The sequence below is a fragment of the Fodinibius sp. GM21 genome, assembly GCF_058386955.1.
Genome location: NZ_JBYEIQ010000002.1, coordinates 14,273 through 40,709, shown reverse-complemented (window position 1 = coordinate 40,709; position 26,437 = coordinate 14,273). Strand labels below are relative to the sequence as shown.

Annotated in this window: 30 protein-coding genes; 11 read left to right on the top strand and 19 right to left on the bottom strand. The window is 42.9% G+C overall.

The annotated features are described in order from the left end of the window. Window positions 1-8 precede the first annotated feature (8 nt). Window positions 9-1,319 (top strand): Nramp family divalent metal transporter, encoded by a 1,311-nt coding sequence (locus ACT3IB_RS03900; protein WP_491537720.1) that lies wholly within the window; start codon window positions 9-11, stop codon window positions 1,317-1,319. A gap of 2 nt (window positions 1,320-1,321) precedes the next feature. Here ACT3IB_RS03900 and ACT3IB_RS03895 read toward each other — a convergent pair whose 3' ends face one another. The 3 genes from ACT3IB_RS03895 to ACT3IB_RS03885 all read right to left on the bottom strand — a co-directional run bounded on the left by ACT3IB_RS03895 (window position 1,322) and on the right by ACT3IB_RS03885 (window position 4,189). Continuing rightward, window positions 1,322-2,419: a Gfo/Idh/MocA family protein gene (locus ACT3IB_RS03895; protein WP_491537719.1), complete on the bottom strand. Its 1,098-nt coding sequence runs from the start codon at window positions 2,417-2,419 to the stop codon at window positions 1,322-1,324. A gap of 185 nt (window positions 2,420-2,604) precedes the next feature. Further along, on the bottom strand, window positions 2,605-3,126 hold the full coding sequence (locus ACT3IB_RS03890; protein WP_491537718.1) for a hypothetical protein: 522 nt from the start codon (window positions 3,124-3,126) through the stop codon (window positions 2,605-2,607). A 175-nt stretch (window positions 3,127-3,301) separates the two neighbouring features. Next, entirely contained in the window at window positions 3,302-4,189 is an 888-nt protein-coding gene (locus tag ACT3IB_RS03885; protein ID WP_491537717.1) for a DUF72 domain-containing protein, read from the bottom strand. 186 nt (window positions 4,190-4,375) lie between these two features. Between ACT3IB_RS03885 and ACT3IB_RS03880 the strand changes: the two genes are divergently transcribed. After that, a complete protein-coding gene (locus ACT3IB_RS03880; RefSeq protein WP_491537716.1) occupies window positions 4,376-4,744 on the top strand; it encodes a nuclear transport factor 2 family protein in 369 nt (122 codons plus the stop codon). A gap of 12 nt (window positions 4,745-4,756) precedes the next feature. Beyond that, window positions 4,757-5,251, top strand: a complete 495-nt coding sequence (locus tag ACT3IB_RS03875; RefSeq protein ID WP_491537715.1) for an SRPBCC family protein — start codon at window positions 4,757-4,759, stop codon at window positions 5,249-5,251. A 57-nt stretch (window positions 5,252-5,308) separates the two neighbouring features. Here ACT3IB_RS03875 and ACT3IB_RS03870 read toward each other — a convergent pair whose 3' ends face one another. Continuing rightward, the gene (locus ACT3IB_RS03870; protein WP_491537714.1) at window positions 5,309-6,868 is read right to left on the bottom strand and encodes a S41 family peptidase; all 1,560 of its coding nucleotides are present in this window, start codon (window positions 6,866-6,868) and stop codon (window positions 5,309-5,311) included. A gap of 70 nt (window positions 6,869-6,938) precedes the next feature. On the opposite strand from ACT3IB_RS03870, the gene ACT3IB_RS03865 reads away from it, so the two are divergent. From ACT3IB_RS03865 to ACT3IB_RS03850, 4 genes are all read left to right on the top strand, one after another. Continuing rightward, entirely contained in the window at window positions 6,939-7,364 is a 426-nt protein-coding gene (locus ACT3IB_RS03865; protein WP_491537713.1) for a hypothetical protein, read from the top strand. A 58-nt stretch (window positions 7,365-7,422) separates the two neighbouring features. Next, window positions 7,423-8,088 (top strand): PAQR family membrane homeostasis protein TrhA, encoded by a 666-nt coding sequence (gene trhA, locus ACT3IB_RS03860; RefSeq protein ID WP_491537712.1) that lies wholly within the window; start codon window positions 7,423-7,425, stop codon window positions 8,086-8,088. Window positions 8,089-8,216: 128 nt separating this feature from the next. Next, complete coding sequence (locus tag ACT3IB_RS03855) at window positions 8,217-11,087, top strand: TolB family protein (protein WP_491537711.1); 2,871 nt, start codon at window positions 8,217-8,219, stop codon at window positions 11,085-11,087. Between the two features lie 93 nt (window positions 11,088-11,180). Continuing rightward, window positions 11,181-11,711 (top strand): DUF2911 domain-containing protein, encoded by a 531-nt coding sequence (locus ACT3IB_RS03850; RefSeq protein WP_491537710.1) that lies wholly within the window; start codon window positions 11,181-11,183, stop codon window positions 11,709-11,711. 7 nt (window positions 11,712-11,718) lie between these two features. On the opposite strand, the gene ACT3IB_RS03845 is transcribed toward ACT3IB_RS03850, so the two are convergent. Then, a complete protein-coding gene (locus ACT3IB_RS03845; protein ID WP_491537709.1) occupies window positions 11,719-12,069 on the bottom strand; it encodes an AtuA-related protein in 351 nt (116 codons plus the stop codon). Window positions 12,070-12,224: 155 nt separating this feature from the next. On the opposite strand from ACT3IB_RS03845, the gene ACT3IB_RS03840 reads away from it, so the two are divergent. Then, complete coding sequence (locus ACT3IB_RS03840) at window positions 12,225-12,590, top strand: nuclear transport factor 2 family protein (RefSeq protein WP_491537708.1); 366 nt, start codon at window positions 12,225-12,227, stop codon at window positions 12,588-12,590. 57 nt (window positions 12,591-12,647) lie between these two features. Here ACT3IB_RS03840 and ACT3IB_RS03835 read toward each other — a convergent pair whose 3' ends face one another. Then, a complete protein-coding gene (locus ACT3IB_RS03835) occupies window positions 12,648-12,788 on the bottom strand; it encodes a hypothetical protein (protein ID WP_491537707.1) in 141 nt (46 codons plus the stop codon). A 1-nt stretch (window position 12,789) separates the two neighbouring features. Between ACT3IB_RS03835 and fabF the strand changes: the two genes are divergently transcribed. Beyond that, the gene (fabF, locus tag ACT3IB_RS03830) at window positions 12,790-14,040 is read left to right on the top strand and encodes a beta-ketoacyl-ACP synthase II (protein WP_491537706.1); all 1,251 of its coding nucleotides are present in this window, start codon (window positions 12,790-12,792) and stop codon (window positions 14,038-14,040) included. A 266-nt stretch (window positions 14,041-14,306) separates the two neighbouring features. Continuing rightward, the gene (locus tag ACT3IB_RS03825; RefSeq protein WP_491537705.1) at window positions 14,307-14,915 is read left to right on the top strand and encodes a flavin reductase family protein; all 609 of its coding nucleotides are present in this window, start codon (window positions 14,307-14,309) and stop codon (window positions 14,913-14,915) included. Between the two features lie 56 nt (window positions 14,916-14,971). On the opposite strand, the gene ACT3IB_RS03820 is transcribed toward ACT3IB_RS03825, so the two are convergent. The 6 genes from ACT3IB_RS03820 to ACT3IB_RS03795 form a co-directional block, all read right to left on the bottom strand. Further along, window positions 14,972-15,397: an energy transducer TonB gene (locus ACT3IB_RS03820; RefSeq protein ID WP_491537704.1), complete on the bottom strand. Its 426-nt coding sequence runs from the start codon at window positions 15,395-15,397 to the stop codon at window positions 14,972-14,974. An 87-nt stretch (window positions 15,398-15,484) separates the two neighbouring features. Further along, a complete protein-coding gene (locus tag ACT3IB_RS03815; protein WP_491537703.1) occupies window positions 15,485-16,015 on the bottom strand; it encodes a DinB family protein in 531 nt (176 codons plus the stop codon). 47 nt (window positions 16,016-16,062) lie between these two features. Then, on the bottom strand, window positions 16,063-16,803 hold the full coding sequence (locus ACT3IB_RS03810) for an alpha/beta fold hydrolase (RefSeq protein WP_491537702.1): 741 nt from the start codon (window positions 16,801-16,803) through the stop codon (window positions 16,063-16,065). Between the two features lie 110 nt (window positions 16,804-16,913). Beyond that, window positions 16,914-17,180, bottom strand: a complete 267-nt coding sequence (locus ACT3IB_RS03805; protein ID WP_491537701.1) for a hypothetical protein — start codon at window positions 17,178-17,180, stop codon at window positions 16,914-16,916. 485 nt (window positions 17,181-17,665) lie between these two features. Next, the gene (locus ACT3IB_RS03800; RefSeq protein WP_491537700.1) at window positions 17,666-20,047 is read right to left on the bottom strand and encodes a glycoside hydrolase family 31 protein; all 2,382 of its coding nucleotides are present in this window, start codon (window positions 20,045-20,047) and stop codon (window positions 17,666-17,668) included. Window positions 20,048-20,197: 150 nt separating this feature from the next. Next, a complete protein-coding gene (locus ACT3IB_RS03795) occupies window positions 20,198-20,695 on the bottom strand; it encodes a CIA30 family protein (protein ID WP_491537699.1) in 498 nt (165 codons plus the stop codon). Window positions 20,696-21,029: 334 nt separating this feature from the next. Between ACT3IB_RS03795 and ACT3IB_RS03790 the strand changes: the two genes are divergently transcribed. Further along, window positions 21,030-21,563, top strand: a complete 534-nt coding sequence (locus tag ACT3IB_RS03790) for a hypothetical protein (RefSeq protein ID WP_491537698.1) — start codon at window positions 21,030-21,032, stop codon at window positions 21,561-21,563. 66 nt (window positions 21,564-21,629) lie between these two features. Here ACT3IB_RS03790 and ACT3IB_RS03785 read toward each other — a convergent pair whose 3' ends face one another. From ACT3IB_RS03785 to ACT3IB_RS03755, 7 genes are all read right to left on the bottom strand, one after another. Continuing rightward, window positions 21,630-21,929: a hypothetical protein gene (locus ACT3IB_RS03785; protein ID WP_491537697.1), complete on the bottom strand. Its 300-nt coding sequence runs from the start codon at window positions 21,927-21,929 to the stop codon at window positions 21,630-21,632. 9 nt (window positions 21,930-21,938) lie between these two features. After that, window positions 21,939-22,451, bottom strand: coding sequence for a GNAT family N-acetyltransferase (locus ACT3IB_RS03780; protein WP_491537696.1), 513 nt, complete (start codon window positions 22,449-22,451; stop codon window positions 21,939-21,941). Window positions 22,452-22,473: 22 nt separating this feature from the next. Beyond that, window positions 22,474-23,163, bottom strand: a complete 690-nt coding sequence (locus ACT3IB_RS03775; protein ID WP_491537695.1) for an NAD(P)-dependent oxidoreductase — start codon at window positions 23,161-23,163, stop codon at window positions 22,474-22,476. A gap of 266 nt (window positions 23,164-23,429) precedes the next feature. Next, window positions 23,430-23,666: a hypothetical protein gene (locus ACT3IB_RS03770; protein ID WP_491537694.1), complete on the bottom strand. Its 237-nt coding sequence runs from the start codon at window positions 23,664-23,666 to the stop codon at window positions 23,430-23,432. Window positions 23,667-23,805: 139 nt separating this feature from the next. Then, window positions 23,806-24,135, bottom strand: a complete 330-nt coding sequence (locus ACT3IB_RS03765) for a DUF5694 domain-containing protein (protein WP_491537693.1) — start codon at window positions 24,133-24,135, stop codon at window positions 23,806-23,808. Between the two features lie 178 nt (window positions 24,136-24,313). Further along, window positions 24,314-25,489: a glycosyltransferase family 2 protein gene (locus ACT3IB_RS03760; RefSeq protein WP_491537692.1), complete on the bottom strand. Its 1,176-nt coding sequence runs from the start codon at window positions 25,487-25,489 to the stop codon at window positions 24,314-24,316. Between the two features lie 154 nt (window positions 25,490-25,643). Further along, the gene (locus ACT3IB_RS03755) at window positions 25,644-26,402 is read right to left on the bottom strand and encodes an NAD(P)-dependent oxidoreductase (protein ID WP_491537691.1); all 759 of its coding nucleotides are present in this window, start codon (window positions 26,400-26,402) and stop codon (window positions 25,644-25,646) included. Window positions 26,403-26,437 lie beyond the last annotated feature (35 nt).

Sequence of the window (26,437 nt, the reverse complement as noted above, 5' to 3'; positions counted from 1 at the left end):
TTCCTGTTATGGCTGAAAAGTCACAATCTGCCGTACGTGATGCGGAAACGAATAAAACTCGGGATGAAGATCCCTGGCAGGGAATAAAGCAGAGTTTGGGACCCGGGCTGCTGATGGCAGCAGCAGCTATTGGGGTATCGCATCTTGTGCAATCCACTCGCGCCGGCGCCACTTATGGTTTCGCCTTGATATGGGCGGTGATTCTGGCAAATTTCTTTAAATATCCCTTCTTGGAATATGGTCCACGCTATGCTATTGCCACCGGCGAAAGCATGATCGAAGGATACAACCGTCTTGGCAAATGGGCCATCGGCATTTTTGTGATCTTTACCCTTGGCACTATGTTCGCCGTACAAGCAGCGGTGACTATCGTAAGTGCCAGCCTGGCTGCCGAGCTGACCGGTATTGCCCTTTCTCCATTGACCTGGAGCGCCATACTGCTGGCCATCTGTATAGCCTTGCTTATTTCGGGACAATATTCTGCTCTCGACAGTGCCATAAAATTGATCATGATTGTACTTGCCATATCTACAATAGTTGCCCTGGGAGCTGCTCTTTATCAGGGTGGGCAACACCAAGTTACAAGCTTTTATCCGAGTATATGGGATGTAGCAGGGGTCTCGTTTTTAATTGCCTTAATGGGGTGGATGCCGATCCCTATTGATGCGGCAGCCTGGCATTCGCTGTGGACGCTGGAGCGGGAGAAGCAAACCCAGTACCGCCCCAAGCTTAAAGAGTCACTGCTCGATTTCAATATTGGCTATATCGGTGCGGCACTGTTGGCATTGGGATTTCTTTTGCTCGGCGCACTTGTCATGTACGGCAGTGGTGAAGAGTATGCCAGCAGTGGAGCTATCTTTGCCAATCAACTATTGGGACTCTACACCGAAAGCCTCGGCGACTGGCTCTACCCGGTGATCATCATCTGTGCCTTTACCACCATGTTTAGCACTACGCTCACTGTCACCGACGCCTATCCGCGCGTCAGCCGTCGCATGCTCGAAGTCCTCATGCCCCATACCATGCAAGAGAAAGACAACCTCCGCGTTTATCGCATTCTCATTGTTATAATTTCACTGCTTTCGCTCGGCGTACTGTACTTTCTGGGCGACTCGTTTACCCTCATGGTTGATCTGGCTACGACCTTGTCTTTTTTGACAGCGCCGGTTTTAGCGTATCTCAACTACAAGCTGGTAACCGCCGAACACATGCCCGATGACTGTAAACCACAACCCTGGCTTAAGTGGCTCAGCTGGAGTGGATTAGTCTTCCTGACTGGTTTTGCTCTCGTTTACCTTTACTGGATTTTAATCATGTAATATCAGCTAACCAACGGGATCGTCTCACCATTTTTTTCGGATGATTCCATAATGGCCCGAACAATACGAATATCTCGCAATCCCTCTATACCCATGACAATCGGATCACGTCCTTCTTTGATAGCCAAGGCTTCGTTATCCATTTGTCGGGCCTGCTGATGATGCGGGTCGGGCGGTAGCTTAGTTCCGTCACTCGTAACTCCCTTAACACCACTGTAGGTTTGAAATGGTTCCAACTTATACCATCCATCCGTACAATCCACATTCAGATAGTTTGTTGACTTCCCAAAGCTGGTTTCGCCGAAAGCTTTAACCCCATCAGGGAATTCGAGTTCAAACTCGGTAAACTCGTCCACTTCGTTATAGATGGCTCGCTCCGACCATTGCTTGCCGCTGACAGCAACAGGCTCCATATTTGTAGAGTAACGAGATGCATTAACAGGATACACTCCCATATCATATAGCGCGCCACCGCCCATTTCAGGATCTCGGCGCCAGCTGTCCGCAGAATGATAACCATCATAACCGGCGCCGCTTTTCACTTCCCGGACTGCACCATAGGTTTCCTGTTTTCCGTAACGGATAATCGTTCGGTTATTAGGTTCATGCTGCAACCGATACCCAATTGACAGTGAAACATCATTTTTATCAGCCGCATCAATAATTGACTGGCATTCTTCAACGTTCATTGCCATGGGCTTTTCGCACCACACGTGTTTCCCGGCCTCAGCTCCAACAATAGAATATTTAGCATGAAGTCCGGGCGGCGTTACTACATAAATGATATCAATATCACTGTTATTTGCCACCTCATGCATGTTTTCATAGTTATACACATTGCCATCGGGTATATCGTATCGCTTTTGCCAACGCGGGATTTTGTGAGGTGATCCCGTTACAATACCACGCAACTCGCAATGTTCTGTTTTTTGCAAGCCGGGTGCCAGACGACCGGTACTGTAACTACCCAGTCCCACCAGCGCTACCCCTAACTTTTGTTTCTGTTTTGACAATAAGATATTGGGAAATCCCAGCGATGCTGCTGCCAATCCCAGTCCGGTAGTCTTAAGAAAGTCTTTCCTCGAAAAATGTTCAGCCATAATCTAACTCTTTATGTATTCCCTTATTGTATTGCCAAAACGGAAATTATTGAACGATCATTTATCAAAACAGGTCATTCTCATTTCCGGGAAGTTTAGTTGGTTTTAGGTCTGTACCAAGAGCATCATTTAGCTTGTTGATAACACAGGGCGATGGGTGAAACTTTATTAATAGAAGTTGTTTTCTAAAAATTATAGCCGAACGACAAGTAAGGGTAATACGGAATAAAATTTCCGTTTCCGAAGAGAGGAGAAGCACCTGCCCTAAACATAAACCCCCCATCTGTTGGCTGGTAACGATATCCGAAAACCATGGTGCCAAAAAAACCGGAATCATCTACAAATAAAACATCGTCATTATCCGCGTCAAAACTGATAAAAGTAGCACCCAGTCCCATCTCAAAATATCTGCCATCTTTCCCCAGCAGATAATTAAGCATGACTGGCAGTGTAAATACGCTATTATTATCAATTGAAATAAAACTTACTCCAACACGACCGCCCAACCCGTTCAAGGTAGACTGAAAGCGAGTGTCATAATTAAAAGAGTATAGGGCACCGGCTCCCAAAACCTCAAAATAAATAGACTGGGATCGATACCCCTTTTCATTAAAATTTTTGCTTCTATCCGGCATATGATCTTGTGCTGTAGCAGCTGTTGCTAACAATGTGAAAATGACTACATATAAAAAAAATCGGAAATTCATCGAAGAGAGATATTTTATTTTGAGTTTTTTACGACAGACAGGATCAATATTCTGGATGAAATATTTTTTTATCAACACAATAATAAGCAAAAAATTTACTTTAGAAACATTTATTTGCTTTTAGAGTAATTGTGAAGAAACGCAACACAAAATACCATTTGCTATATAGCCCTTATCAAAACAGATTACCCTGATCACCTTCTTGTGGCCCCCGCACATTCCACCCCAACTCATTATTTAGTTTCTTAATAAAATAGGCTGCCAGCGCCGGAGATTTTCGCTCCTTATTCTGGTGGACAAAAAAGTGGATGTTATCTAGTCCCTGGTTGTTCCATTGCTGCAGTCGATATACCCATTCATCAAGCCGATTATAATCGGTCTCGTGGTTAGCACCTACGTATCGAACAAAAGCTTCGTTGTTTGTCAGGCGCATATGCAGCAGATCGCGGCGACCGGCCGTATCTGTGATAAGATTGGCCACATTATGTTCTTCTAAAAGCTGATACAGGTCATCAGCCACTCCCGAATCATCAAACCAATCGGGATGACGAAACTCTATGGCCAGTGGCACCCCCTTTGGCCAATGCTCAACAAAGCTTGCTACGCGGTCGAAATACTTGGGCTTAAAGTTCCCGCGAAGCTGCAGAAAAGTGGTGCCTAACTTTTCTTTAAAATGGACAATGCTGTCATAAAAATCGTCGGTCGCTTCTTCAATTCCATTTAGCCATTTCAGATGACTGATATATCGATTTACTTTTGGAAAGAACTTGAAATTATCGGACACCTTGTTGCGCCAGGTTGCAATCTGTTCTTTATCAAAGGTATTGTAAAATGTTGCGTTAAGCTCAACCGAGTTGAAATTCTTGCCATAATATTCGAGCTCATCGCCCACTCCTTTCGGATAGAAATTCTTAAGATCTTTCTTATTCCATTTTGCACACCCCACAAATACATTCGGAGAATCCGAATTCCCATAAGCCGAAAGCACCTCTTTTGTTTCGGGATGATCTTCGGGTAGTGAAAGGTTTTGATCGCCGGGGTTATCAACGCTGCCAAACTTCATAAATAATACTTTTCTCAGTTTTAATTATTACTCATTGTAGAGCAAGTCGATAAATCTAAATACAGGATTTCACCTACAATACATTGCTCCAAAATAGTTATAGCTGGTACTTTACGAAAGCTATATTATATAATGCCGTGCTATGTAATTGGGACACCAATCCAAAAAAGAGGGGAGAGGACCATTATGACTATCAAAGAACAGTTTTTACACGATCTGAACAAAGCCTTCGCCAATAACGATGTTGAATATCTTACAGCGTGTGTTACTGACGATATTCAGTGGAATATTATAGGCGAAGATACCATCTGGGGCAAAATGAACTTTACAAAAGCACTTACTGAAATGGGAGGCGACAAAAATCTCTTTGATTTGCAGATTGATGATATCATTATACATCAAGATAAGGCCGTAGTTGAAGGATCAATGATCTCACGCAGGGATAAAACATATGCATTTTGTGATATTTATACCTTTGCAAACGACGAAAAACCACTCATTAAAGAAATGAGCTCTTACGTTATTACCCTGAGAAAAAAACCGCTAAAAGTTTAAGTGGTTAGCTTCATGAAAAAGGAATTTACTAAAGAAAAGCTAGTAATAACCAGAAATTTAAATGCTCCCCGAGAGCTTGTGTGGGAAGCCTGGACCAATCCTGAGACCGTAAAACAATGGTGGGGGCCCAAGGATTTCAGCTGTCCATATGCCGAAATTGATTTACGTAAAGGGGGTTCTTATTTGGTCTGTATGCGTTCCCCTGAGGGCAAAGATTACTGGTCAACAGGAATATATAAAGAGGTCTTTCCACCCCAAAAGGTGATTTGCAGTGATAGTTTTGCCGATCCCGATGGAAATATCATGCCCGCTTCCTATTATGGATTTGAGGAGGCATTTCCATTAGTGATGGAATTTGAGCTCATGCTTGATGAAATTAATACCAAAACAAGAATGACCCTCATCCATACCGGAATTCCTGGAGGAGTAAGGAGTGAGCAAACAAAAACAGGATGGAATCAATCGTTTGATAAGCTTGATGCATATTTTCGCACTTCTTCAAAATAGAAAAAGGGAATCAGCAGACTTTGCTGATTCCCTTTGAACCTCTAATCCTACTGCTTATCATTTCTGATCCGTCGGCATCATAAAAGGCTCAACGTACATACCTTGCCTATGCGGCTTAAAGGCATCAAATTTAGTACGTAATTGGACTTCTTTCATTTGTATGTGCTGATCTTTTGCTGAGCGTTTAGCCTGCTGCCCGACTATCAAATCAATCGCTCGTGAAAAAAGTGGTTCATCAGTACTGCCAAGTTTCGGTTTATTTAAAAGATTATCCAATGTTATCTCGGTAACGCAATTATCACTGGCATCATCGGCACACCCCTGCGGAGTATATCCATCCGGTGCAAAGCCATTCGGATACGCCTGTCCATCAGCGTTAACAATTTTTAGGACGATAGGCTGTATCGCTTTCTTATGATCGGGATTAGCCTCATCACTATTCAGATAGGGCGCCGGCGCGTCATACAGCGTCAGAGATCCCTCATCCTTGCCAACGGTTCTTAAGCCTATATACGTAACCTCTATATGAGGCCGTAAACTATTAATGACTGTCTCGCTGGCTGAGGCGGTGCCCGAACTTGTCAACACATATACGTTGCTTAATGACAAGCTGTTCATCGATTCCGAATTAACAAAGTTCCCTTCGTTATTTCGTTCAATATCTCCCTCTTCATTTTCCAACGGGACTTCATCTAAAAAGAATACCTCCCGGTTATTGCTTGCTGCTCGTTTCTCGTTGTATTCAAACTCTCCAAACTTCGTTGAACTTCCGAGTCCGGAAATCATGCTTGATAGCAATTGACTGGTTATTACAGATCCACCGCCGTTATAGCGTAAATCGAGCACCAGCTCATCGACCCCCTGATTTTCAAAATCAGCAAACACATCATTAAGGGCTTGATGTGAATTAGTTTGAAAGGAATTATACATCAAATATCCAATTTTTACGCCGCTGGTATCAATGACCTCAGTGGTAAATATGGGATCTTCAATAACCTGCTGAGACTCCACCGTCTTCGTCTCTTCTTCTACATACTGGAGAGTCCCGCCCGAGGTGTCAATGCGGACCAGTGTTAAATCGTGGGCCGAATCGTTTGTTAGAAGGTCAAGGTAATTATTGACCGTAATGGTTGTGCCGTCTACTTTTGTAAACAAATCTAACCGTTCCAGGCCGGCATTATCGGCAGGAGATCCCGGAATAATATAGCGCACGTATCCTACTAATTCTGTTTGCTGCGAATCTTTATAGTAAAATCCGTAATTAAAACCGAGCGCCGCATACACACCATCCTGCTCATTTTGATATTCTTCATAATCATCGATAAAAAAGGAAAAGTCATCATCGGGATGTCGCAGGGATTCGAAAACTGCTTCGGCATCTGAAAAATCTTTCAGATAGTTATTGAAGTCAGTATCATTATCAAAATAATCGTCCCCAAGTTCCGTAACATCCCCCTGCCAGTAATACCAGTAATTCATCGCATTCCAAACAAACTGTTTTTCGTCCGATGCTTCTTGACTATTTCCGTTTCCGGGATCCGGATCAGTAGGGCTTGAATCGCTGCATCCAATCATGACCGCGACTAATAAAACCCAAATAAAACGCAATTTTTTCATAACTTTTGTACTAAAATTAAGTAAGAGCTGTTATACAGCTATAAAACTAACTGCAGTCCAATTTATTACAATGAAGGCTACTACTTTATTATTAACATCTCTGTTCCTGTTTTCATTTGGTTGTTCATCTACAGAAAATACAGCAAGTAATGGAAATATTCAGATTTTAAATGCTACCTACGATAACTGGTCGCGCTCACCCATGGCCAGCTCTGACGTACCGGAAGTAGGAACTGATCTCAAAATCACTGTTGAGAATTGGTCTAACCAATATACGCCTGAATATATTATCTATAATAACAGAAAATCACTTTCTGCAACCATTTCTGATTCCGCGAATGGAAATAAAATCATTTCCGGAAAAATAATTCGCAGTTCATCTAAACTTCCCAAAACTTCTGAAACGGTTTCACAATCAGATCGGTTGATATATAGTACCCAGGACGGTGAGCAATTGTTTATTGAAATCACCAATTGGGAATCCTCCAGAAAATAACCTCATCGCTATTCTTTTAGAATCGGCGATTTTGTATCTTTGGCTAGATTAAAATCCCATGAAAAAACTACTGCAATACATCAGGGAGCCTATTAACACCCTAACGCACGGAGCAGGTGCTGTTCTTGCCGTCATTGGATTAGCTGTTCTTATCTACGAAGCCTTACAGCGCGGATCCGTTAGTCATCTTATTGCTTTTTCAATTTTTGGGCTGAGCATGATTCTTCTTTACACCGCAAGTTCGCTTTACCACGCCCTGCCGGTAAAAAAGAAAACCTTAGAACTCCTTCAAAAGCTGGACCACAGCATGATTTACGTACTCATAGCCGGGACGTATACGCCCATCTGCCTGCTGGTGCTCGAAGGCGGATGGAAGTGGGGGCTTTTTGCTACGATTTGGAGCCTCGCAATTATTGGCATCATAAAAAAGTTTCTGTGGATGAACGCCCCCCGCTGGCTGTCCACCCTGTTTTATTTGGGGATGGGCTGGCTGGCCGTCATCACATTTCCTACCCTCATGGAAAAACTACCAATGGCCTTTTTAATATGGATCGGCATCGGGGGACTGGCTTACACATTCGGCGCTGTTATCTATGGCATTAAAAAACCGAATCCCATTCCCAACTGGTTTGGTCACCACGAAATTTGGCACCTGTTTGTAATGGCCGGCACCTTTTCACACTTTTGGGCCATTTACTATTATCTCTCTGGGTATATGGGATAATTTACTGTACGATAATCGCTTACCCTAGCTTTCAAGAAGAGTTTAAAAGGAGATCATAATCCTTGTATTCATGATTGCCTAAAATTATTATTAGATTTACTTGTACTTAATAATATCTACAGGGAAGCATGATACGTATATTACTATCCACTCTTTTTTTGGTATTTCTAGTTTATGCTTCCTCTTTTGGCCAGTTCTATCCCACAAAACATCGTCCCCCGGATCAAAACTGGCAACAACTGAAAACGCCTCATTTCGAATTCATTTTTGCCCAAGAAAATAAGTCGCAAGCCCGAGAGCTCGCGAAAATTTTGGAATCACAGTATGCAAGTGTACAAGATATTGTGGGCGGAGAGCTCGATAACTTTCCCATCATCCTAAATAATTACAACGACCGCTCCAACGGTTTTGTCACACCTTTTAACTTTCGGTCGGAGATTGAACTCCCTCCCATCAAAGGCAAATCGTTGAATCCTCAAACCGGTGATTGGCTCACCAATGTAGGACCGCATGAGCTAATCCATGCCCTGCAGTTCAGCAACCTTGGGGATTATAATATTCCCCGTTTTGTCAGCCTTTTTTCGCCCGACCTGGCGCGTATGTTTCATTCAGCTATTCCAATGGGAATGCACGAGGGTATCGCTGTTTATCATGAAACTGAACAGGTTACTGCTCGCGGCGGCAGAGGTCAATATCCTTTTTTTACCAACCAGTTTGATGCGACTTTTAGCAGTGAGCAACGTTGGTCGATGGGTCAACTGATGCAGACAAGCAGCTACACGCGACCGTTTGGCCGTCATTATATTGGCGGGTATGAATTTACCAATTGGCTGCACTCAGAATACGGGGATAATATTACGCGTCAGGCACTCGACTTCTATATGGATTTTCCCTTTCTGGGTTACGGTATTGCCCTGCGTCATGCAACAGGATTGTGGCCCGGACAGCTTTATACCGATTTCGAGGAATACCATGAAGATCGTCTTAATAAAGAGGTGAACGATCCTCGTTTTAAAGAGCTTGACGTGCCATACAAAGGACCGGAAATTCGGCGGCCCAAATGGCTATCTGATTCCAAACTTATCTTCTTCGGATCGTTCTACAATGCCCGCTCTGGCTTCTACACTTATAATCTGGACAACAACAAAATACACCGACTGATCACCACAAACTCGGTGGGTGACTTTCAGTATGATCTGTCCGCTGGCCGCTCAAAAATAATATTCAGCTATTATGAAACCGATGCCATTTATGACAATACAGCCAAAACCGAACTGGTGCAGTACGATTTTAAGACCCATCAGAAAAAACAGCTGACGAAGAATGGCAGGGTGTATGCACCTGCTTTTTATGGAGAGGAGCTGCTTGCCCTTAAATCTCATCCGGTGCAATCGAAGCTTGTTTCCCTAAATCCATCCAGCTATAGGGAGGAGGAAGCGGTTTTTGGAGCTCCGGATCACCATATTAAAGCTGTGGCTGGCAACCCTGACCGCGGGCAACTGGCTATCGTATCCAACAAAAACGGGCAGCAAGGACTGTGGATTACTGAACGTAAATCCATTGCTAAACAGTTAAAAGGTGAGCCGGTTGTAGCATTCGAAGAGGGGTCTGTTTTTGACCCGGAATGGCATCCCTCAGAGAATAAGCTGCTATTCAGTTCCGACTTTTCAGATACGATGCAGCTTTATGAATATAATCTGTCAGAGCAGAAAATTTTACAGGTTACCAATTCAAAATTTAACGCTTTTGAAGGCAGCTACAGCCCGGATGGTAATCGGATTGCTTTTGTACACCAAGATGAAAACCAACGAATTCCGGCCGTATTAGAGCGCAAGGACTTTTTAAACAAACCGGTAAAAAAAGAACTTTGGCAAAAAGGGCGACCAAAAGCTGCCAACGGTTTTTTTGATATCATTTCTGATTCCATTGCCCAGGCTTCTGCAGATTGGCAATCGAATGCCTATTCCTCGGGGCTGAGTTGGTTGAAGCCGCGAACGGTTGTTCCCTTTGCGGATGAAGTATCTAACTCAAGTGATTATCAGGCCGGAGTATCACTGCACAGCGCCAATACTTTGTCGACGCAGTCTTACTCGGCCGATATCTCCTATTTCAAAGAGAGGGGATGGTATGATATTACATATCAAAACAAAGCATTTTGGCCGGGAATAAAACTGCGAGCTTTTAATGAGCCGGCATACCGATCTGCTTCTGGCATTGGAGTGCTGGGCAGACAGGAGCGAAGCTTGGCACTGAGTGTACCTTTTCGAGTGAAGCTGAACCAAAATATCTACAGCACTTCGTTTTTTGTAGATCCGGAGATTCGTCGATCTCAGCTTCGCTTCTTTGATGCTAACTTCGAAGATTCGATCTCTGACTTTGCCAACATAACGGTTGGCAATGTCTATGCACAATTCAATTATCGGCTGCAGCAAAATATTCGGGACCTTCAACCAAATTCGGGATTCATTTTGTTTTCAGAAGTTGAGCATTATTTGACGGGGGATGAACTTTCATTCGCATCCACAAACAATGAAATAAACTTTTCATCACCGGATGCAACGGCACTCCGAGGCGGCACCTATGGTTTTGTAGCTCCACTAAAACGGTTCAATCAATCGTTGCGGCTTGGGCTGCATGGCCTTACCCAGTCAGATCCGATTTTTAATAACCAATCCATCGTTTCAGATGGATTTTCCAACCTTGTTTTTCCCAATTCACGCAATCTTTTAAGCTTTGATTCACGTTACACCATTCCACTTTTCTATGTTGATGACGGGGGATTGCTACTCCCATTATATCTGAGCAACATCTATTTGGTTGCTTTTTCCAATACCGTTACCGATCCATCATTCACTGATTGGTATAATGATTCCCGTACTGTTTTTGGCTTAGGGGTACGGACAAGCTTTCAGCTTTCAAACCTAAGATTTAATATTGGTTTTGGCTTCGGATATGAACCCACTCGGAAACAGACCCAATTTTTTATAGGAGATTTTTAGCCATATACTTATCTCATAATTTTAGTCTTATTCTGCACCATGAATTTTCGTTTGTCTACTTTATCTAAAGCACTTCCAAGTATTTTGATCGGTATGTTACTCCTCACCGGATGTGGAGAGCCGGAACCCAAGGAACCGCATCCTGATCGAAGGAAAAGTCCCATTGCCATTGCTCAAACAACACATGAACCGAGCAATACATATGTAAAAATTGTGTATGGCCAACCCTATAAAAATGATCGTCAAATTTTTGGGGAGCTGGTCTCCTACGGTGAAGTCTGGAGAACAGGTGCCAATGAAGCAACTGAATTGACGACTACGCAAAACATTTCCTTTGCCGGGGATACACTCGGCGCCGGAACCTATGCGCTTTTTACCATTCCGCGTGAGGGCAATGAATGGACAATCATCCTGAATAATGAATTAGGCCAGTGGGGAGCTTTTGAATATGACTCCGCACACGATATTTTGCGTACTGATGTACCTTCTCAATCCACGAAAAAAGTAACCGAAGCGTTTACCATTCGTTTCTCCGATATACAAGGTGATTCCACAAATATTATTATGGAATGGGATCAGATAAAAGTTAGCATACCTGTGCAATTTATTGCAAAAGACCAATAAAAAAGTATTAAGCAGTTTCTTTCACTTTTTCCAACAGCTCATCGGGTACATTCATCTCCATTCGCAGTAATATCGAGGCATGGGTTTTACCTTGGGCATCCAGTTTCAGAGAAACCGTTCCTCCGCCCCCTAAACTTTCATGCAATACAAAGTTAAGTGCACCTATATTGGGCAATTCATAGCGCTCAACTTCTCCTTTACAGATATGTTTCATATGCTCTTTAACAACATCGGCAGTAAGGTTTTCCTTTAAAAAGGGATACACGTCCGGGTGACGTGCAATTACGCCCACATTGCTGCCGTCGCCCTTATCGCCGCTGCGTGCGTGTGCTATTTCGATGAGCTTTACTTTAGTCATAACATTACCTCTGCATTTCGTTTTCTATTGTGGATAAAGATAGATTGATGTGTGACTCCCTGCAACCCAAAAAGATTTATTTTTCGTAAACGATTTGTTGTTCATCTCCGTTATATCAACTCACAAATACTTTAATATCAAACTATATAACATTTATGAGTTATTTTGACAAAATTTCTGACATTTATGATCACATTGCACAGGGAACAGCAATGGATGCATTTGAGAAATATTACGCTGAAGATGTTACCATGATCCTGGAAGACGGTACAGCTGTAGAAGGTAAAGATGCCAATCGCGATCGCGAAAATGAATTCTTCAGCAGCGTTGATGAATTTCACGGTATCGATGTTAAAGGCATTACATCCAATGAAGACGAAGGTATTACCGCTGTTGAATCAACGATGACGGTTACCTTTAAAGGTGCCGATGGCCCCATGGATCTTGAACAGGTTGCTGTACAGCACTGGGACGGCGACGAAATTGATACCGAGCGTTTTTACGGTACACAAGACGGCTAATTTGTTTAGCCTTGAAACCAAAAAGCCCTCCGATTATTGGAGGGCTTTTTTTATTGATTATAGATCAATTTCGCCACTTGAACTTTCTTTCTGGATATCAAATTGGTTGATGGAGAAAGAATCCGTAATTTCCACGCGCTTCACCTCATCAACTTTTTTACCACAGTCATTTACTTCAAATAAATTCTTTTTTCTCACAATGAGTAAACCAAAGCGCGTTGTTGTCACCGGATTGGGAGCATTATCACCACTCGGAAATTCTGTCGATGAATTCTGGTCCAATCTTACTGATGGCGTAAGTGGCGCCGATCGCATCACCCATTTTGATCCATCTCAATTTCGAACACATTTTGCGTGCGAACTTAAAGACTATGACCCTTCTGATCACCTTGAACACAACATGATTCGTCGGTCAGATCCTTACAGCCAATATGCGCTCGTTTCCACCGATCAGGCCATAAAAGACTCAGGACTCGAATTTGACGACATGGATCCTTTCGATACGGGTGTAATCTGGGGCAGCGGTCAGGGAGGGATGAAAACCTTCGAAGATGAAGTAAAAAATTATACGCAGCGAGATTTCAATCCGCGCTTTAACCCATTTTTTGTCCCCAAGCTGATCATCAACATGGCGCCCGGGCTTATCTCTATGAAATACGGACTCATGGGTATCAACTATGCTACCGTTTCGGCCTGTGCCACATCCAATACCGCCATTATGGATGCACTCAATTACATCCGGTGGGGTAAAGCCAAGGTTATGATCACCGGCGGCTCTGAAGCAGGGATTACCGAATCTTCTTTTGGCGGATTTTCAGCTATGCGCGCCATGTCGCAGCGTAATGACGACCCCAAGAGTGCTTCGCGTCCGTTCGATAAAGACCGCGATGGTTTTGTGATGGGCGAAGGAGCTGCCACTCTTATTCTTGAAGAATATGAGCATGCAAAAGCACGTGGCGCCAACATTTATGCAGAAGTTACCGGTGCCGCCATGACGGCCGACGCCTATCATATGACCGCTACGCATCCCGAAGGAAAGGGAGCTACTGCAGCTATGAAACAAGCGCTGAACGACAGTGAGCTCAATGCCGAGGATATTGATTATCTGAATACGCACGCAACCTCCACTCCGGTGGGCGACATTAGCGAGATAAAAGCGGCTGTAAATGTGTTCGGCGAATCGCCTGATCACTTAACGATTGGAGCAACGAAATCAATGACGGGACATCTGCTGGGTGCAGCGGGAGCTATTGAAGCCATTGCCAGCATCAAAGCTATTAATGATGACCTGATACCTCCAACCATCAATACCGAAAATATTGATGCGGAAATTCCATCATCACTGGATATCATTCGAGGTGAAGCCAGAGATAAACAGGTGGATATAGTAATGAGTAATACCTTCGGTTTTGGCGGTCACAATGGTATTGTGATATTCAAGGGTGTGTAGAACGACACTAAAATAATTTTTATTAGAGCCCGCTTAATTTGTCGTATTGACCCATAGCTAAATCTGGCCAATTTTGCGTTTCATTAGACATAGTAAGTTACTTTAACAATCATTACGGTCTAATATTTGTTCCTTGAAACGCATTTTCTGCCCTTTTCCCCGTGAAACGAACGACCAATATTCATCGTTATTAGAGATTTAATAACCCTATATAATTGGTCCACAAGACTATGCTTACCTCTTTAGACAGATCGGAAATCGAAAAGATGGATAAAGTCCCCCGACTCAACCTCATTAACAGTTTGTCGGGCTTTAAAAGTGCCAACCTTATGGGCACGATAAACGCAAAAGGTGTCGAGAACCTGGCAATTTTCAGCTCCGTTATACATCTGGGGTCTAATCCTCCGTTGCTGGGATGCATATTGCGTCCCCACAGCGTGCCGCGACACACTTATGAAAACATTAAAGAAACCGGTTGGTACACCGTCAACCACGTAAACAATGCTATTTACAGGCAGGCACATCAGACTTCCGGCAAATACCGGAAAGAGTTGTCAGAATTTGAGGTTAGTGGTTTGGATCCCTGGTATTCCGAGACTTGCCGTGCCCCCTATGTTGAAGCGGCTCGCATTAGAATAGGCTTAAAACCCGTCGAAGAACACCTTGTGCGAGCAAACAACACAATTATGTTGGTAGGTGCTATCCAAGAAATCTGGATTCCCGAAAACTGTAAGGAAGAAGACGGATTCCTGGATATTGAAAAAGCCGGTACCGTCACCATTAGTGGATTAGATACTTATCATACCACCAATCGTCTCGATAAGATGGAGTATGTCCGAGTAGAAGATAGCCTAAAACGCAAAGAAAGCAGCTAACTCCTTCAGTTAAGTTCTGTTTATAGAATCTTTAGCCGCGGCTGTAAAAAACTACGTCAATTGAGCGAAAATGTGATTGGCAAGGCAAATTTGAAATTAACCGGCTTTCCATTTTTTGTTGCCGGTTCGAATGACGCTTTTTGTACAGCTTCAATAGCAGCCCTGTCGCAACCATATCCCAACCCTTTTTCGACTTGTAAATCTTGGGCTTTCCCTTTTTTATTAACAACAAAACTAACAACCACACGGCCCTGTATTCTGTTCTTTTGGGCTTCCGGAGGGTACTCCAATTTACGCTGAACGCGCTTTAATCCTCCCTTTAGCTTGGGGAATTCGACACCGGGTTCTAATATGAGCTGTTGCCCATATATTTTGTTATCGATTGCAACTTTTGAGTCTGTTTCTGCTGTTTTTTCTGCCGGCTTGCAGCTAACTAGTAATAGTATTGCCGCCGCAAGTAAAACGCTCCATTTTGATGTCATAGTCAATTTATTGGGTAGTCATATTATTTCCGAGGATATTACGAAAATTATTCCACGGATAACAAGTACTAATTTCAGGGCGGTATCTTACTCACTCCACGGAGGAACAACGCCATTCATCCGAGCATAAGCAATCGATTGCCCGACATGCTCACTTTTATGAGTGACAAGCTGCATTAACACGGCTTGTCCATTTACCGTATTGCCGTACATCTCTGTATTTTCTTGCAGTTTGGAAACGGGCATTTCTTTAATTGCTGCATTCACATGCTTGATGGACCGCTCCAGTATCGCTACCACATTTTCTTTACCTGTAATAGATTCCAAATTTTCTAGATCCACATCCTTGGGCGCCGAAATTCCGAGCGAACTTTCTAGGTAGTAAAAGTTATAGCGTGCGATATGAGTATACACTTCTTCTACAGACATTACGCCTTCTTCCGGGCGCCAGGAATACTTATCCGCGGGCATTGCTTTGGCCAGCGAAAGTACACGCGAAGCATAATCAAAATGTCTGCTAAATTGATCCTTGAAATTGTTGGATTCCTGAGCCTGTAGAGGCTGGAACCCATAAACCATAATTAGTACCGATAGTATAACTCCTGTGAATTTTTTCATAACACGTCATTTTTGTTGGGATGTAAAACTTCGACCCTATATCAAAATCACCTTCCGCTCCCATTCTTCTTTTGAGCAGGGTTATCAAGATTGGACTTTTCAATGTTGGTAAAAAATTGCTTCAACGAATGTCCCATTAAATCCTTATCAACTTCATTAATAGGATGTCCGGTTTTTGGCAACACCAGCAGTTCTGATTGATTCGTTTTTCTATAGACGGCTACAGTCTGATCCAGCCCGGCCGTCGTATCAGAATCCCCGATATGAAATCGAATGGGGCAATCAATTTTCTTCCATTCATCCACCTCAATGCTTGGATTTACCCCCAAATACTCCAGCATATCGCGAGTACTGTTTACCACTCTCTCCCAGCCGGATAAGTGGCGTTCCCTAAGCTTTCCAATAAAGTGCGGCACTTTTTCTTTCATTTTTTCCGGATGCAGGTATTTACACTCACGTTCTGCAACCTCTTCATTCCATTGTAATATGGTACCAAGCGTTGCCACCCCTTTTACTCTTTCGGGATGATCTTTTGCCAAAGTCAGTGCCACATAGCCGCCCATACTGTATCCAAAAATATTGGCCTGACCTATACCATGCTCATCCATATATCCCAATACATTTTCAACAAAATAGGATATCCGAAAAGGGCTGTCGGTTGGACCTGCTTCACCGTGTCCTTCAAAATTTAGCCGGTGGACATCAAAATAATCGTTAAGCTGCGGTAAGATAAAATCAAATTGTTTTGATGTGCCCAGAGCTCCGTGTAATAATATTAGAGATTCCATATCATGTTTTTCAAAAATGATCTTGTCTTATGAATAGATACGATATCAATGTAATATTCCAAAATTTATGAAAAAGCTTTGAATATTAAACTCATTTTCAGTCAAAATAACTAGCTGCTTAATCCTGGATAGCGCATCCTAAAATAAGCCCACTTCCCGGTTTTGTCGGTACATCTGCCCGCAAATGTATTCTCTCCGTTCCCAGCCATTTTGCATGTTAGTAACACCTGCTCTTCGGGCTCCTCAAACGAAAAATGGAGAGTATCATTTTGTATCCGTGGATTCCGGGTTCTCATCACCGTACTATCAGGACCCATAATATGAATTGTTAGTTCATCATTATTATACGAAACATTGTAGGTGAGAGGATTCTCCATTTTCTGATGATTCATGGGAGTCAGCGATCCAACCCAGCGACCTTGTTCCAGTTTATTATTTGATTGGCAGCCAATCAAAAGGAAAGCAGTTATCCCCAAATACTACCAGTGATACATTTTTCATTACCTCTCGACAAATACGTTAAAAGATTTTTTATATAGCGATTATACCGCTATTCGATAGGAAATATTACACAAAATTCCATTTGAGAACAACAGATAAGAATTATCCCGCTCTTTTTTAAAAAACAGAAGAAGACGTTCTGCATACCAATTCTTCTATGTATATACTATCACCAGTGCAGATACTAAAACCCCGCTGATATATAGCCACGTATATCTCCGAAATCGCCCGGTATTTTTAGGCTTTGGTACTGCCCCGTTAAGCGATATCGTTCTCTTTGTCGTTACCTGTATAAATAGAAGCATTATAAAAAATGCCGCACACGAAACCCGTTATAAAATCAATCATGACAATAAACTATTTATTCCAATGATATCGTGATAGATACGTTCTCCTTTGTATTCCATTCAACCGAGATACGTAATCTATTATCAATTTTATCCCAGCTGGCAGAAACGATGTTCTCATTTATCCTTACTTGGCGGGGACGATTTTTCACGTTATGAATTACCAGCTCAATACTTTTCTCTGATATTGAATAGTTCTTTCCCATTTTAGCCTGCAACCCAATGTGCAAGCTATCGTTATTTTGATTCGCCGTAAACGTAAGCAGTTCATACGTGCCCTTTTCAATAGCTTCTCTTGTAAGACCATCATCATTATACATCTTTGAGGTGGAATGCTTGACCGCTGCATCGGCATAATAGTGGAGCGTAAGGTTTCTGCCACTGTATGCTTTGGCATGTTGTCTCGTTTCTGTCATAGCAATAAACGCGCCGCCGCGGACAAAGGTAGGAATGGTCGTGTCGTTTACAGCTACGGTCATAGTTTGTCCGCCATTATATTTTCGATCGGTATAGAAATCATACCAATTGGATTCTTTGGGAAAATAGACTTCCTTCTCTTGTTTTTCCGACTTTACAATCGGAGCAATCAAAAAATCATTCCCCCACAGGTAGGCATCATCATAATTAAATAGTTTCTCGTTATTGGGTTCTTCAAAGAACAGTGGACGCATTAAGGGCGCGCCGGTTTTATGATTCTGATACACCAAGTGATAATTGTACGGCAATAACCGGTATCGCAATTCAATCGCTTTCTTTGATAAGGCCTTGGCGATGTCGCTCCGAAAGACTGGCTCGCTGGGTACTGCTTCCTGGGCATGGGGACGATAGATCGGTTGAAAGACCCCGTACTGCATCCACCGTACATAAAGCTCATCATCCAGATTATCTCCCGCGAAACCGCCCAGATCGCTGTGCATATAGCCGATGCCCTGCATTCCCATCTGCAGCGAAATCTCGGGCTGACTTTGCAAGCCGCCCCAGCTGCGAGCCACATCACCCGTCCACGGAATAATGCCAAATCGTTGCGATCCTGAATACCCGGCCCGCATCAGAATAAAGGGTCGCATATCCGGATCGTACTCATAAAACGCTTCATCTACCAACTTAGCCCATTGATGTCCGTAAATGTTGTGGACTTCATCAGCAGTACCCGTGGCGTGAACCGCTTCAGATGGATGAACTTCAGGCTCACCCAGATCGCCCCACATTCCCGTGACCCCCATACTCAACAAATCTTTATAAATATTCTTAAACCAGTTATAGCCCTTCTCATCAAAAACATCGATAATTCCGGTATTCCCGAAAAAGAAATCGAAGGTTAGGGTATTGCCCAACGAATCTGTAGCCAGCACCTCATTTTTTACGGCTTCATCCCATCTATTAGATGTAGTCTGCACATAGGGTTCGGTAATCAAAATAGTCTCGACGTGATCTTCGCGAAGATTCTCAATCATCTGTTCGGGTCTTGGAAAAGAATCAGCATGAAAAGCTAAATTTCCCATATTGCCTTTCATCTCTTTGCCAAACCAAAACAGATCCAGGATGATCGCGTCCATCGGAATTTGCTCGTCCCTAAAAAGCTGAGCCGTCTCCAACACTTCTTCCTGAGCATGATATCCAAATCGGCTGGAAAAATTACCCATCGCCCAGCGTGGAATCATAGGCTGTTTACCCGTAAGATCAGTAAAACTATCTATAATATTTAACCACGAACGATGACTAACTATCTGGTAAGTTACTTGTCCGCTGATGGTCTCATAGGCTAAAGTGTTATTATTCTTACTGTCTAAATCCAAAAAGCCAATGGGAGCATTATCAAAATGCAGTAAGTATTGTTTGGATGATAATATCACGGGCATGGTATAATTGAGCAGCTCACTTCGCTCTCCATAACCATAGTGTGCCTTATTATACAGTTCCAAGCGGTGACCTCTTCTGCTCATATGTAATGCCCGGGCACCCCCGCCATAAAGGGCCTCCGCTTCGGTAATCTCGAACTGTATCGTTTCAAGGGAATCTCGGCTATAGCCATTCTCCTTAATCATCAACTCACTTCCACGGTAATAAGCAATTTGAAAAGGCGCTTTTTGGATCCGCACTGTTATTCCCTTTGATCGGAAAACCAAAGAAGAATCAGTTTGGGAAACATCAACGGCTACCTGTTGCGGTTCTAACACTACCGCATGAGATGCCTCCTGAAATGTTTCGCCTACAGGAATAAATGAAGTCTCTATAATATTTGGCGAATAAAACTGAAGACGATAGGTACCGTCACTTACGTGTATTTCGAAATGGCTTTCTTTTTTCTCCATTTCCTCAAACACGCGATCAACAGGCTGGGAGAGTGTGGGCTGAACAGTGAATACAAAAAGGAGTAGAACGAGTACTATTCTCATCGATACATACCTACGGTGTGATCATTTATTCATAACTGAGTTTGAAGGTAGGATTATTTATTCCTCAGTACCAACACTTTTTGCCGATCCAAATCAGTAATATTGTTATGCCTTACCAATTTCGGCCCGTGAAGCAAAGAGATAAAATAGTTACTGAGATATTAATTCAATCTTGTCAATTAACAGCTCGAAATCCTGTGGTTTCTTGTTGGCAATCAAAAATCCAAGCTGTTGAATGGCATGATGATTAAAATTGGGTTGATCCAGGTTTTTGCCCCGAAATGTGGGATATAAATCGCTAAGTAAAATACTGATTTCCTCCCATTCCCCTGTGGTTTCAAAGTAGGTAATGTACGACGCATACGCCTGCTGATCGTGTTTGACCCGGAACTGGTATCGTTTGCCGTCGCCCTTCAAACGTATTGTGATTTGGTCCCGAGGCTCCACCTTTAGATCGGACGGGTTATAACGCACTGAGGAAAACCCTCCGTTGTTCTCCAATGAAACCTGCCCGCTAAATCGACCGTAGCCTTCAGCACTCAGGCTGATGTTCCCTTGTGAGCGGCCGCCCATCACCACATCATCCAGCGTTTCCCAGTTTTGCAGGCTGGCATTCTCCTTAAAATCAAAGATAATCTGTCGGCTCATAATTAGTAGTCACCTCCTCATAACCCGATACCTGCTGCTCATAGGCCGGATTATTTTTTAATAACTGTTACTGTATTTAAAGGTATGAGTATTTACTGCTCCATCCCAATACAGGGTGCTCCATATTATTAAGCAAATCACTTCACTTTTAGAAGAGAGGATTGTCACAAAATACGGATTCTGAATCCTGCGATCACTGTTTCTTTGAAGGTCATTTACTGCTATTGCTGCTAGGTTTTAAAACTATTAGTTAGAATGACTTAGGTATTTTCATCATCCTAAACCTCAAAAATGCGTTACTTCTTTGTTATTAACTATTAAATACAGGGGATTTATGAAATATTTATCATTAGTAGGCGGGACAATTGTATCTATTTTGATGGTGGCAGCCTGCCAGCCGCAGGAGAGTAGTCAATCAGTAGAAACACCCTCAAATGGGATGATAATGTCGGGAGAATATGAAGGCGATGAGTTTACCATTGCTACGGGCAATGAAGATGAAGTCTTTATGGACATGGCCGAAGCATTTAACCGGATGGATGCCGAAGCACTATGGCAAAATTCTGCGGATACCGTCATTATGCGTAACATAGATGGAGTGGAAGTTGCGCTGACACAGGCTGATATGGCCGGATTCTTTTCCTCAGCAGATTCGCTTAGCTGGGATATTGATGCCATTATACCGGTAAAGACTACCGGTAGCGATGTTGTTCGCATTTTAGTTGATAGCCGGGAAGTCGTCTACATGAAAGACGGCAACGTGATGAAAAAACATCTCTTTGAAGAATTTACATTCAAGGATGGAAAAATGGTTAAGGTCCGTCAATGGGACGCAGCAATGGCCAATGGTGGAGCCGGAAGCATGTAACAATTCCTTGCTTGAGACACTTTTTATTTGACAAACAAAAGGAGGCTCCGAACTATCGGGGCTTTTTTATGACTCCAATCGAGCTTCTTTTACCTTGCCGTCTTCATCAATACCAATAATACATTTGTACATGGATAAGTTGTAGGCGCTATCAACAACAATGCTTTTGCCGGAAGGAGATTTCTTGGTATGATATCGGAGGAAGTTTCCCGTATTAAGCTGCTTTATTACGCTTTGCTCCGTAACCCCTTTCTCAAAGTTTCTACACAGGAATACGATCTCCTTTCCGGCTTCATTCCAGTAAAAACCTGCAACAAAGGCAACAATAACCGTAACTACCATAATTATTATTAATCTCGATCTCATGAAAATCAGTTAGCCGTATTTATTAAAAAAGGGATGGTATTTTACTTGACCTTCGGGGACCTCCTTGTTGAAAGACTGCACAAGAAAATACTCCTTTGGGACCCCTTCATAAACAAGTTTGTTTTGCTGTTTGAATCCAAATCTCTTGTAATACGTAGGTTTGCCCACTAACACACAGCCCTTAGCCCCAATTTTTCTTAACTCTGTCAAACCGTGCTCAATTAGCTCGGATCCAATGCCCCGGTTCTGGAATTTAGGATCAACTGATACCGGAGCAAGTCCATACCAGGAATCAAATGCTCCATCTATAGTAATTTTTGAAAATGCAATATGACCAACAATATTTTCATCAACTTCAGCAACAAGAGATATTGAAAGGGCATTATCATCCCTCAATTCTGAGACCAATATCTGTTCTTTTTCATCACCGTAGGGATGATCTTTAAAAGCAGCTTCTACAAGCTGAGTAATGCGGTCGATTTCTGCTGGTTTTTCGGGACGAATGGTAAATCTATCAGTCATAAATTCTGAAAAGTGCCTTATCCTAAATTTTAGATTTATGAGCAAGTGCTGAAGGCGCCTGGCAACCAACGATGGCCGGAGCTTGCTGAATAAGATCGTCATTTTCCAACGCTTCAACCATAAAAAGTCCAAAATCTATTCGGCGTGTTAGGTTACTCTCAAGAATAGGGTCTCCGACATGTTCACTCCATACCGGCAGGCCTTGGCTTTCGCCTTCTTCAAGGTCACTGCCTCGTACTACCGTCCACTTTCTATCACTGCCAAATATCCTTTCGCATGCCTCCACCTGATCGTTCAAATCTGCGTATCCCAGTTTACTCGCTACCCACCCGCCAATATTGACGATAAACTTAAGCTTCCATGAATATTGATCTTTGCCATCACGACTGATATGCCAGCCACATGAAAAAATAAGACGGGCATCCGGTTCGGCGTAATCAAGGACCGCCTGGGCCGTTCCCGATGAATAATCGTCCGTTCCCCAAGGGACTAACACCGTTAGCACACCATCACACCCCTTTACCGCTTTTTTGATGACATCCCGATCATTCGTCCTCCCCGTAACAATCGTTATTTGATCTTTAAGCTGATCAAGCTTACCAACACTTTGTTCTCGGCAGACACCCACAACCTCATAATTGTGATCCAGTGCATGCTGTATCATATACTTCCCAAGCTTTCCAGAAGCACCGACTATGCAAACTCTCTTCATATCACCTCGATGGTTTATAATGTTAAGGAACCCATCAACTACTTGAAAGATCTTACATACGTATGGACTGTAAGTGTCTTCACCATATCCATCATAATACACAATTAATTTTTGAAAAAGTTGTCCGTAAAATAAATCTTATCATTATGCATTGAGAACATAATCGCAGTGTTTACTTATCGGGGGGCAATAAATTGAATAAAAGAGAGGAAAAAATATCAGGAGCCTTCATTTGCTGTAGGCCGCAAATAATCACATACCCAATGCTATCCCAACCATCTCACAAACGTATATATGATCCCTAACACATACAGACTACCAAATATTTCTTTGTTATAACGAGCTACCCACACCGGCAGATAAATATCAAAATTATCCCGGCGATTTTCGGTATATCGGCCGGCGATAGGAGTGAGGGGACACTTCCAGCTATTGGCAACCAGGATGAGCACTTCCAGAAAGACCACGGCACAAAGTATGCCGGCGATCTTAAGATTATCCATCCACGCATACACAGGAATAGCCAAAATACATCCGGCAAAAAAAAGCCCAGGCCACCGTATGAATGAGCTTGATAGCTCGTAATGTCGTCTTTGGATTCATCAGTTTACCATTTATAATACAACGCAAAATGCCCTGAATTTACTTCAAATAATTATGGGTGTCTACCATCTTATACTTTGGACCTCTGCTCATAAAATCCCTGAAAAAGGCCGTGTGGCTCGCTCCCATTAATATGAATACCCTGTCATCTTCATCCAAATCAATTCGATTTAAATTTGAATACGTCCTCAGATTTCTTTGATAATATTTGGCAGCCTCATCTGCTCCCTCATATCCAGCCGAGTAATACGTCGTAATATTTCCATCACTAGCATTGAGATCTAAAGCTCTTACTTTTTCAAGGGTAGATTGGGCAGAACCATCACATGATAGGCTGATTACCAACACTAAAATATGAGCCAATCGCATAATTCACTCCCTTCGGACAATTATCGGTTTCAGAAATATAACTACCCATCGCATAAACTGTCTCTATAAGTCACCAAAGGGTCGGAAGATCAACCACTGACCATACAACTACATTAGCGTTAATTCAGAATAAAACGGAAAGTATTACTGAGCTTAAATATCTAACCTACTAGACATATCAAAAACGAACCCGCTGCATTTCTCGCAGTTCATCCACAGGATAGAACGTTCCCCTCCAATTAATTCCACCTCTTTGTAAGCAAGCGAATGTTGATCGGAGGAGGGCAAACATCGGCAAAAGGGCACCAAGCACGGAAAAAAGAAATGGAAAAAGAGGCCGCTCTAAACTGAATGCAGCCAAGATATTAAACGGGATGCTGCCCGTTATCACTCCTGCAGACAGCACTTGCACTGCGGTAAATGAAGAGAACAAACCGAAAAGAGGCCCCATAAAAAATAAAAGCCATATTACGGGTATTAGAAATCCCTTCAAATAATTGTATTGAGCAATAACGCCAATGCTGTTTTTCTCGAGCCCTTTAACCATCTTTCTCATCGATCCATACCATTCCAGTTCAAGCTGGTCGAATGCATAATACACCCCCTGTTTGGCACCGTGATCTCTCAACATCTGGGCAATGCCCATATCGTCGGTTATTTCCATGCGAAGCCATTCAAACCCATTCGTTTGATCAAAAACAGTTCTTCGAAACATGTTGAAGGCACCAAAGCCGAAATAATCTTCCGACTCGGGGTCAGGCACCCCTGCAAGATTTCGTTGACTAAATAGCAGGCTTGCAAAACCATCAAAAGCCGCTTCGTGCCAAAAGCCGTTATTCTTCATATTTGGGATGCAGGAAATATGGTCGCGCTCATGGTACAAGGCCACGGCCACGATTTTCCTGAGTGCCGATCTTTTATAGTGGACATCCGCATCCGTAGCCAGAACCCAGTCGCCCTCTGATATTTCGTACCCTTTCTTTAGCGCATGCGTTTTTCCCAACCACCCGTCGGGCAGGTTTTCGATGTGTATAGCGCGCAGATTTTCATATTGCACAGCCAATTGATCTATAATTTCACCGGTTTTATCCGTGGAGCGGTCATTGATGGCAAGGACTTCCATATTGGGGTAGTCCTGCTCAAGTATGGATTGCAGTGCGGGCCTTATAGTATCGGCCTCATTACAGGCGGGGACCAATACCGAAAGGGAAGGAAAGGAGGAGGGCTCAGGCGCATTCACCCGACTTATTTTTGGAGGTGCGTAAATCTGCTTAAGCACATACCCGTAGGCAATAAACCATATTAATCCGGCGACCACCAAATACCCTAAAATAAGGTAAATGAAAAAATCCATGGGATAATTTTCCCCAATTATTTAATCAAACTGTTACTTTTAAAGTGCCATTATTGATACAGCTTTTGAAGATGGAAAGTTCAGTGCGATTCTAAAACCTATAATCAGAATCTTAGGTAGAGCTATCCAATGAAAATTGCTCTTTAACCAGTACTTATCGAGCTATTGAGACAACCGAATTGAGATAGGTATTATCAGTTATTTGATTAATCATAAACTCTGCCACATCGGTCCTCGAGATACGTACCGTCCCGATACAGCTCCCAATATCGTGACCGTGACGGTAATCACCATGCTTCGGGTTATTAGTCAGTACGCCCGGACGGACAATCGTCCATTTGGTATTACTTTCGGCAATCAGCTTTTCTTGAAGCGCTTTGTCCCAAAAATAAAAAGGCAAAATTACCGGGATGGTAAAGAAGGTGTAATAAAGTCCAAGTCGCCCGGCACTGCCTCCAATACCTAAAGAAGTCTCACAAACGAAGCGTGACACATCAAATTTATTCATCGCCCGAAGCAGGTTTTGGGTACCTTTTGAAAGGATGCGCGTAGGATAGAAAAATCTCTTGTGACCCAGAGCCGAAATCACGGCATCATGTCCGCGTACAGCTGATTCTAGTGAATCATAGTCCAGCACGTTACCTTGAGCAATCATCAATTTGGGGTGTTCAACTTTTAATTTCTCTGGGGTTCTAACAAAAGCCGTAACTTCATACCCTCTTTCCAGCAATTGTTGAACTAGCTCTTGTCCTGTACCCCCTGTAGCCCCAATCACCAAAATATGTTTTGGCTCCTTATTGTCATTATCGCTTTCTATCTCCTTGACAACCTTCTCCCGTGAATGAAGCCCCCTTCGCCTTAACCCAAAAGAAAGCATCAGTGCATATAACACGTAAAGTAAGATAAACTTCATAAGAGCCCCTACCTGTTCAGAAATGGTCGAATCTA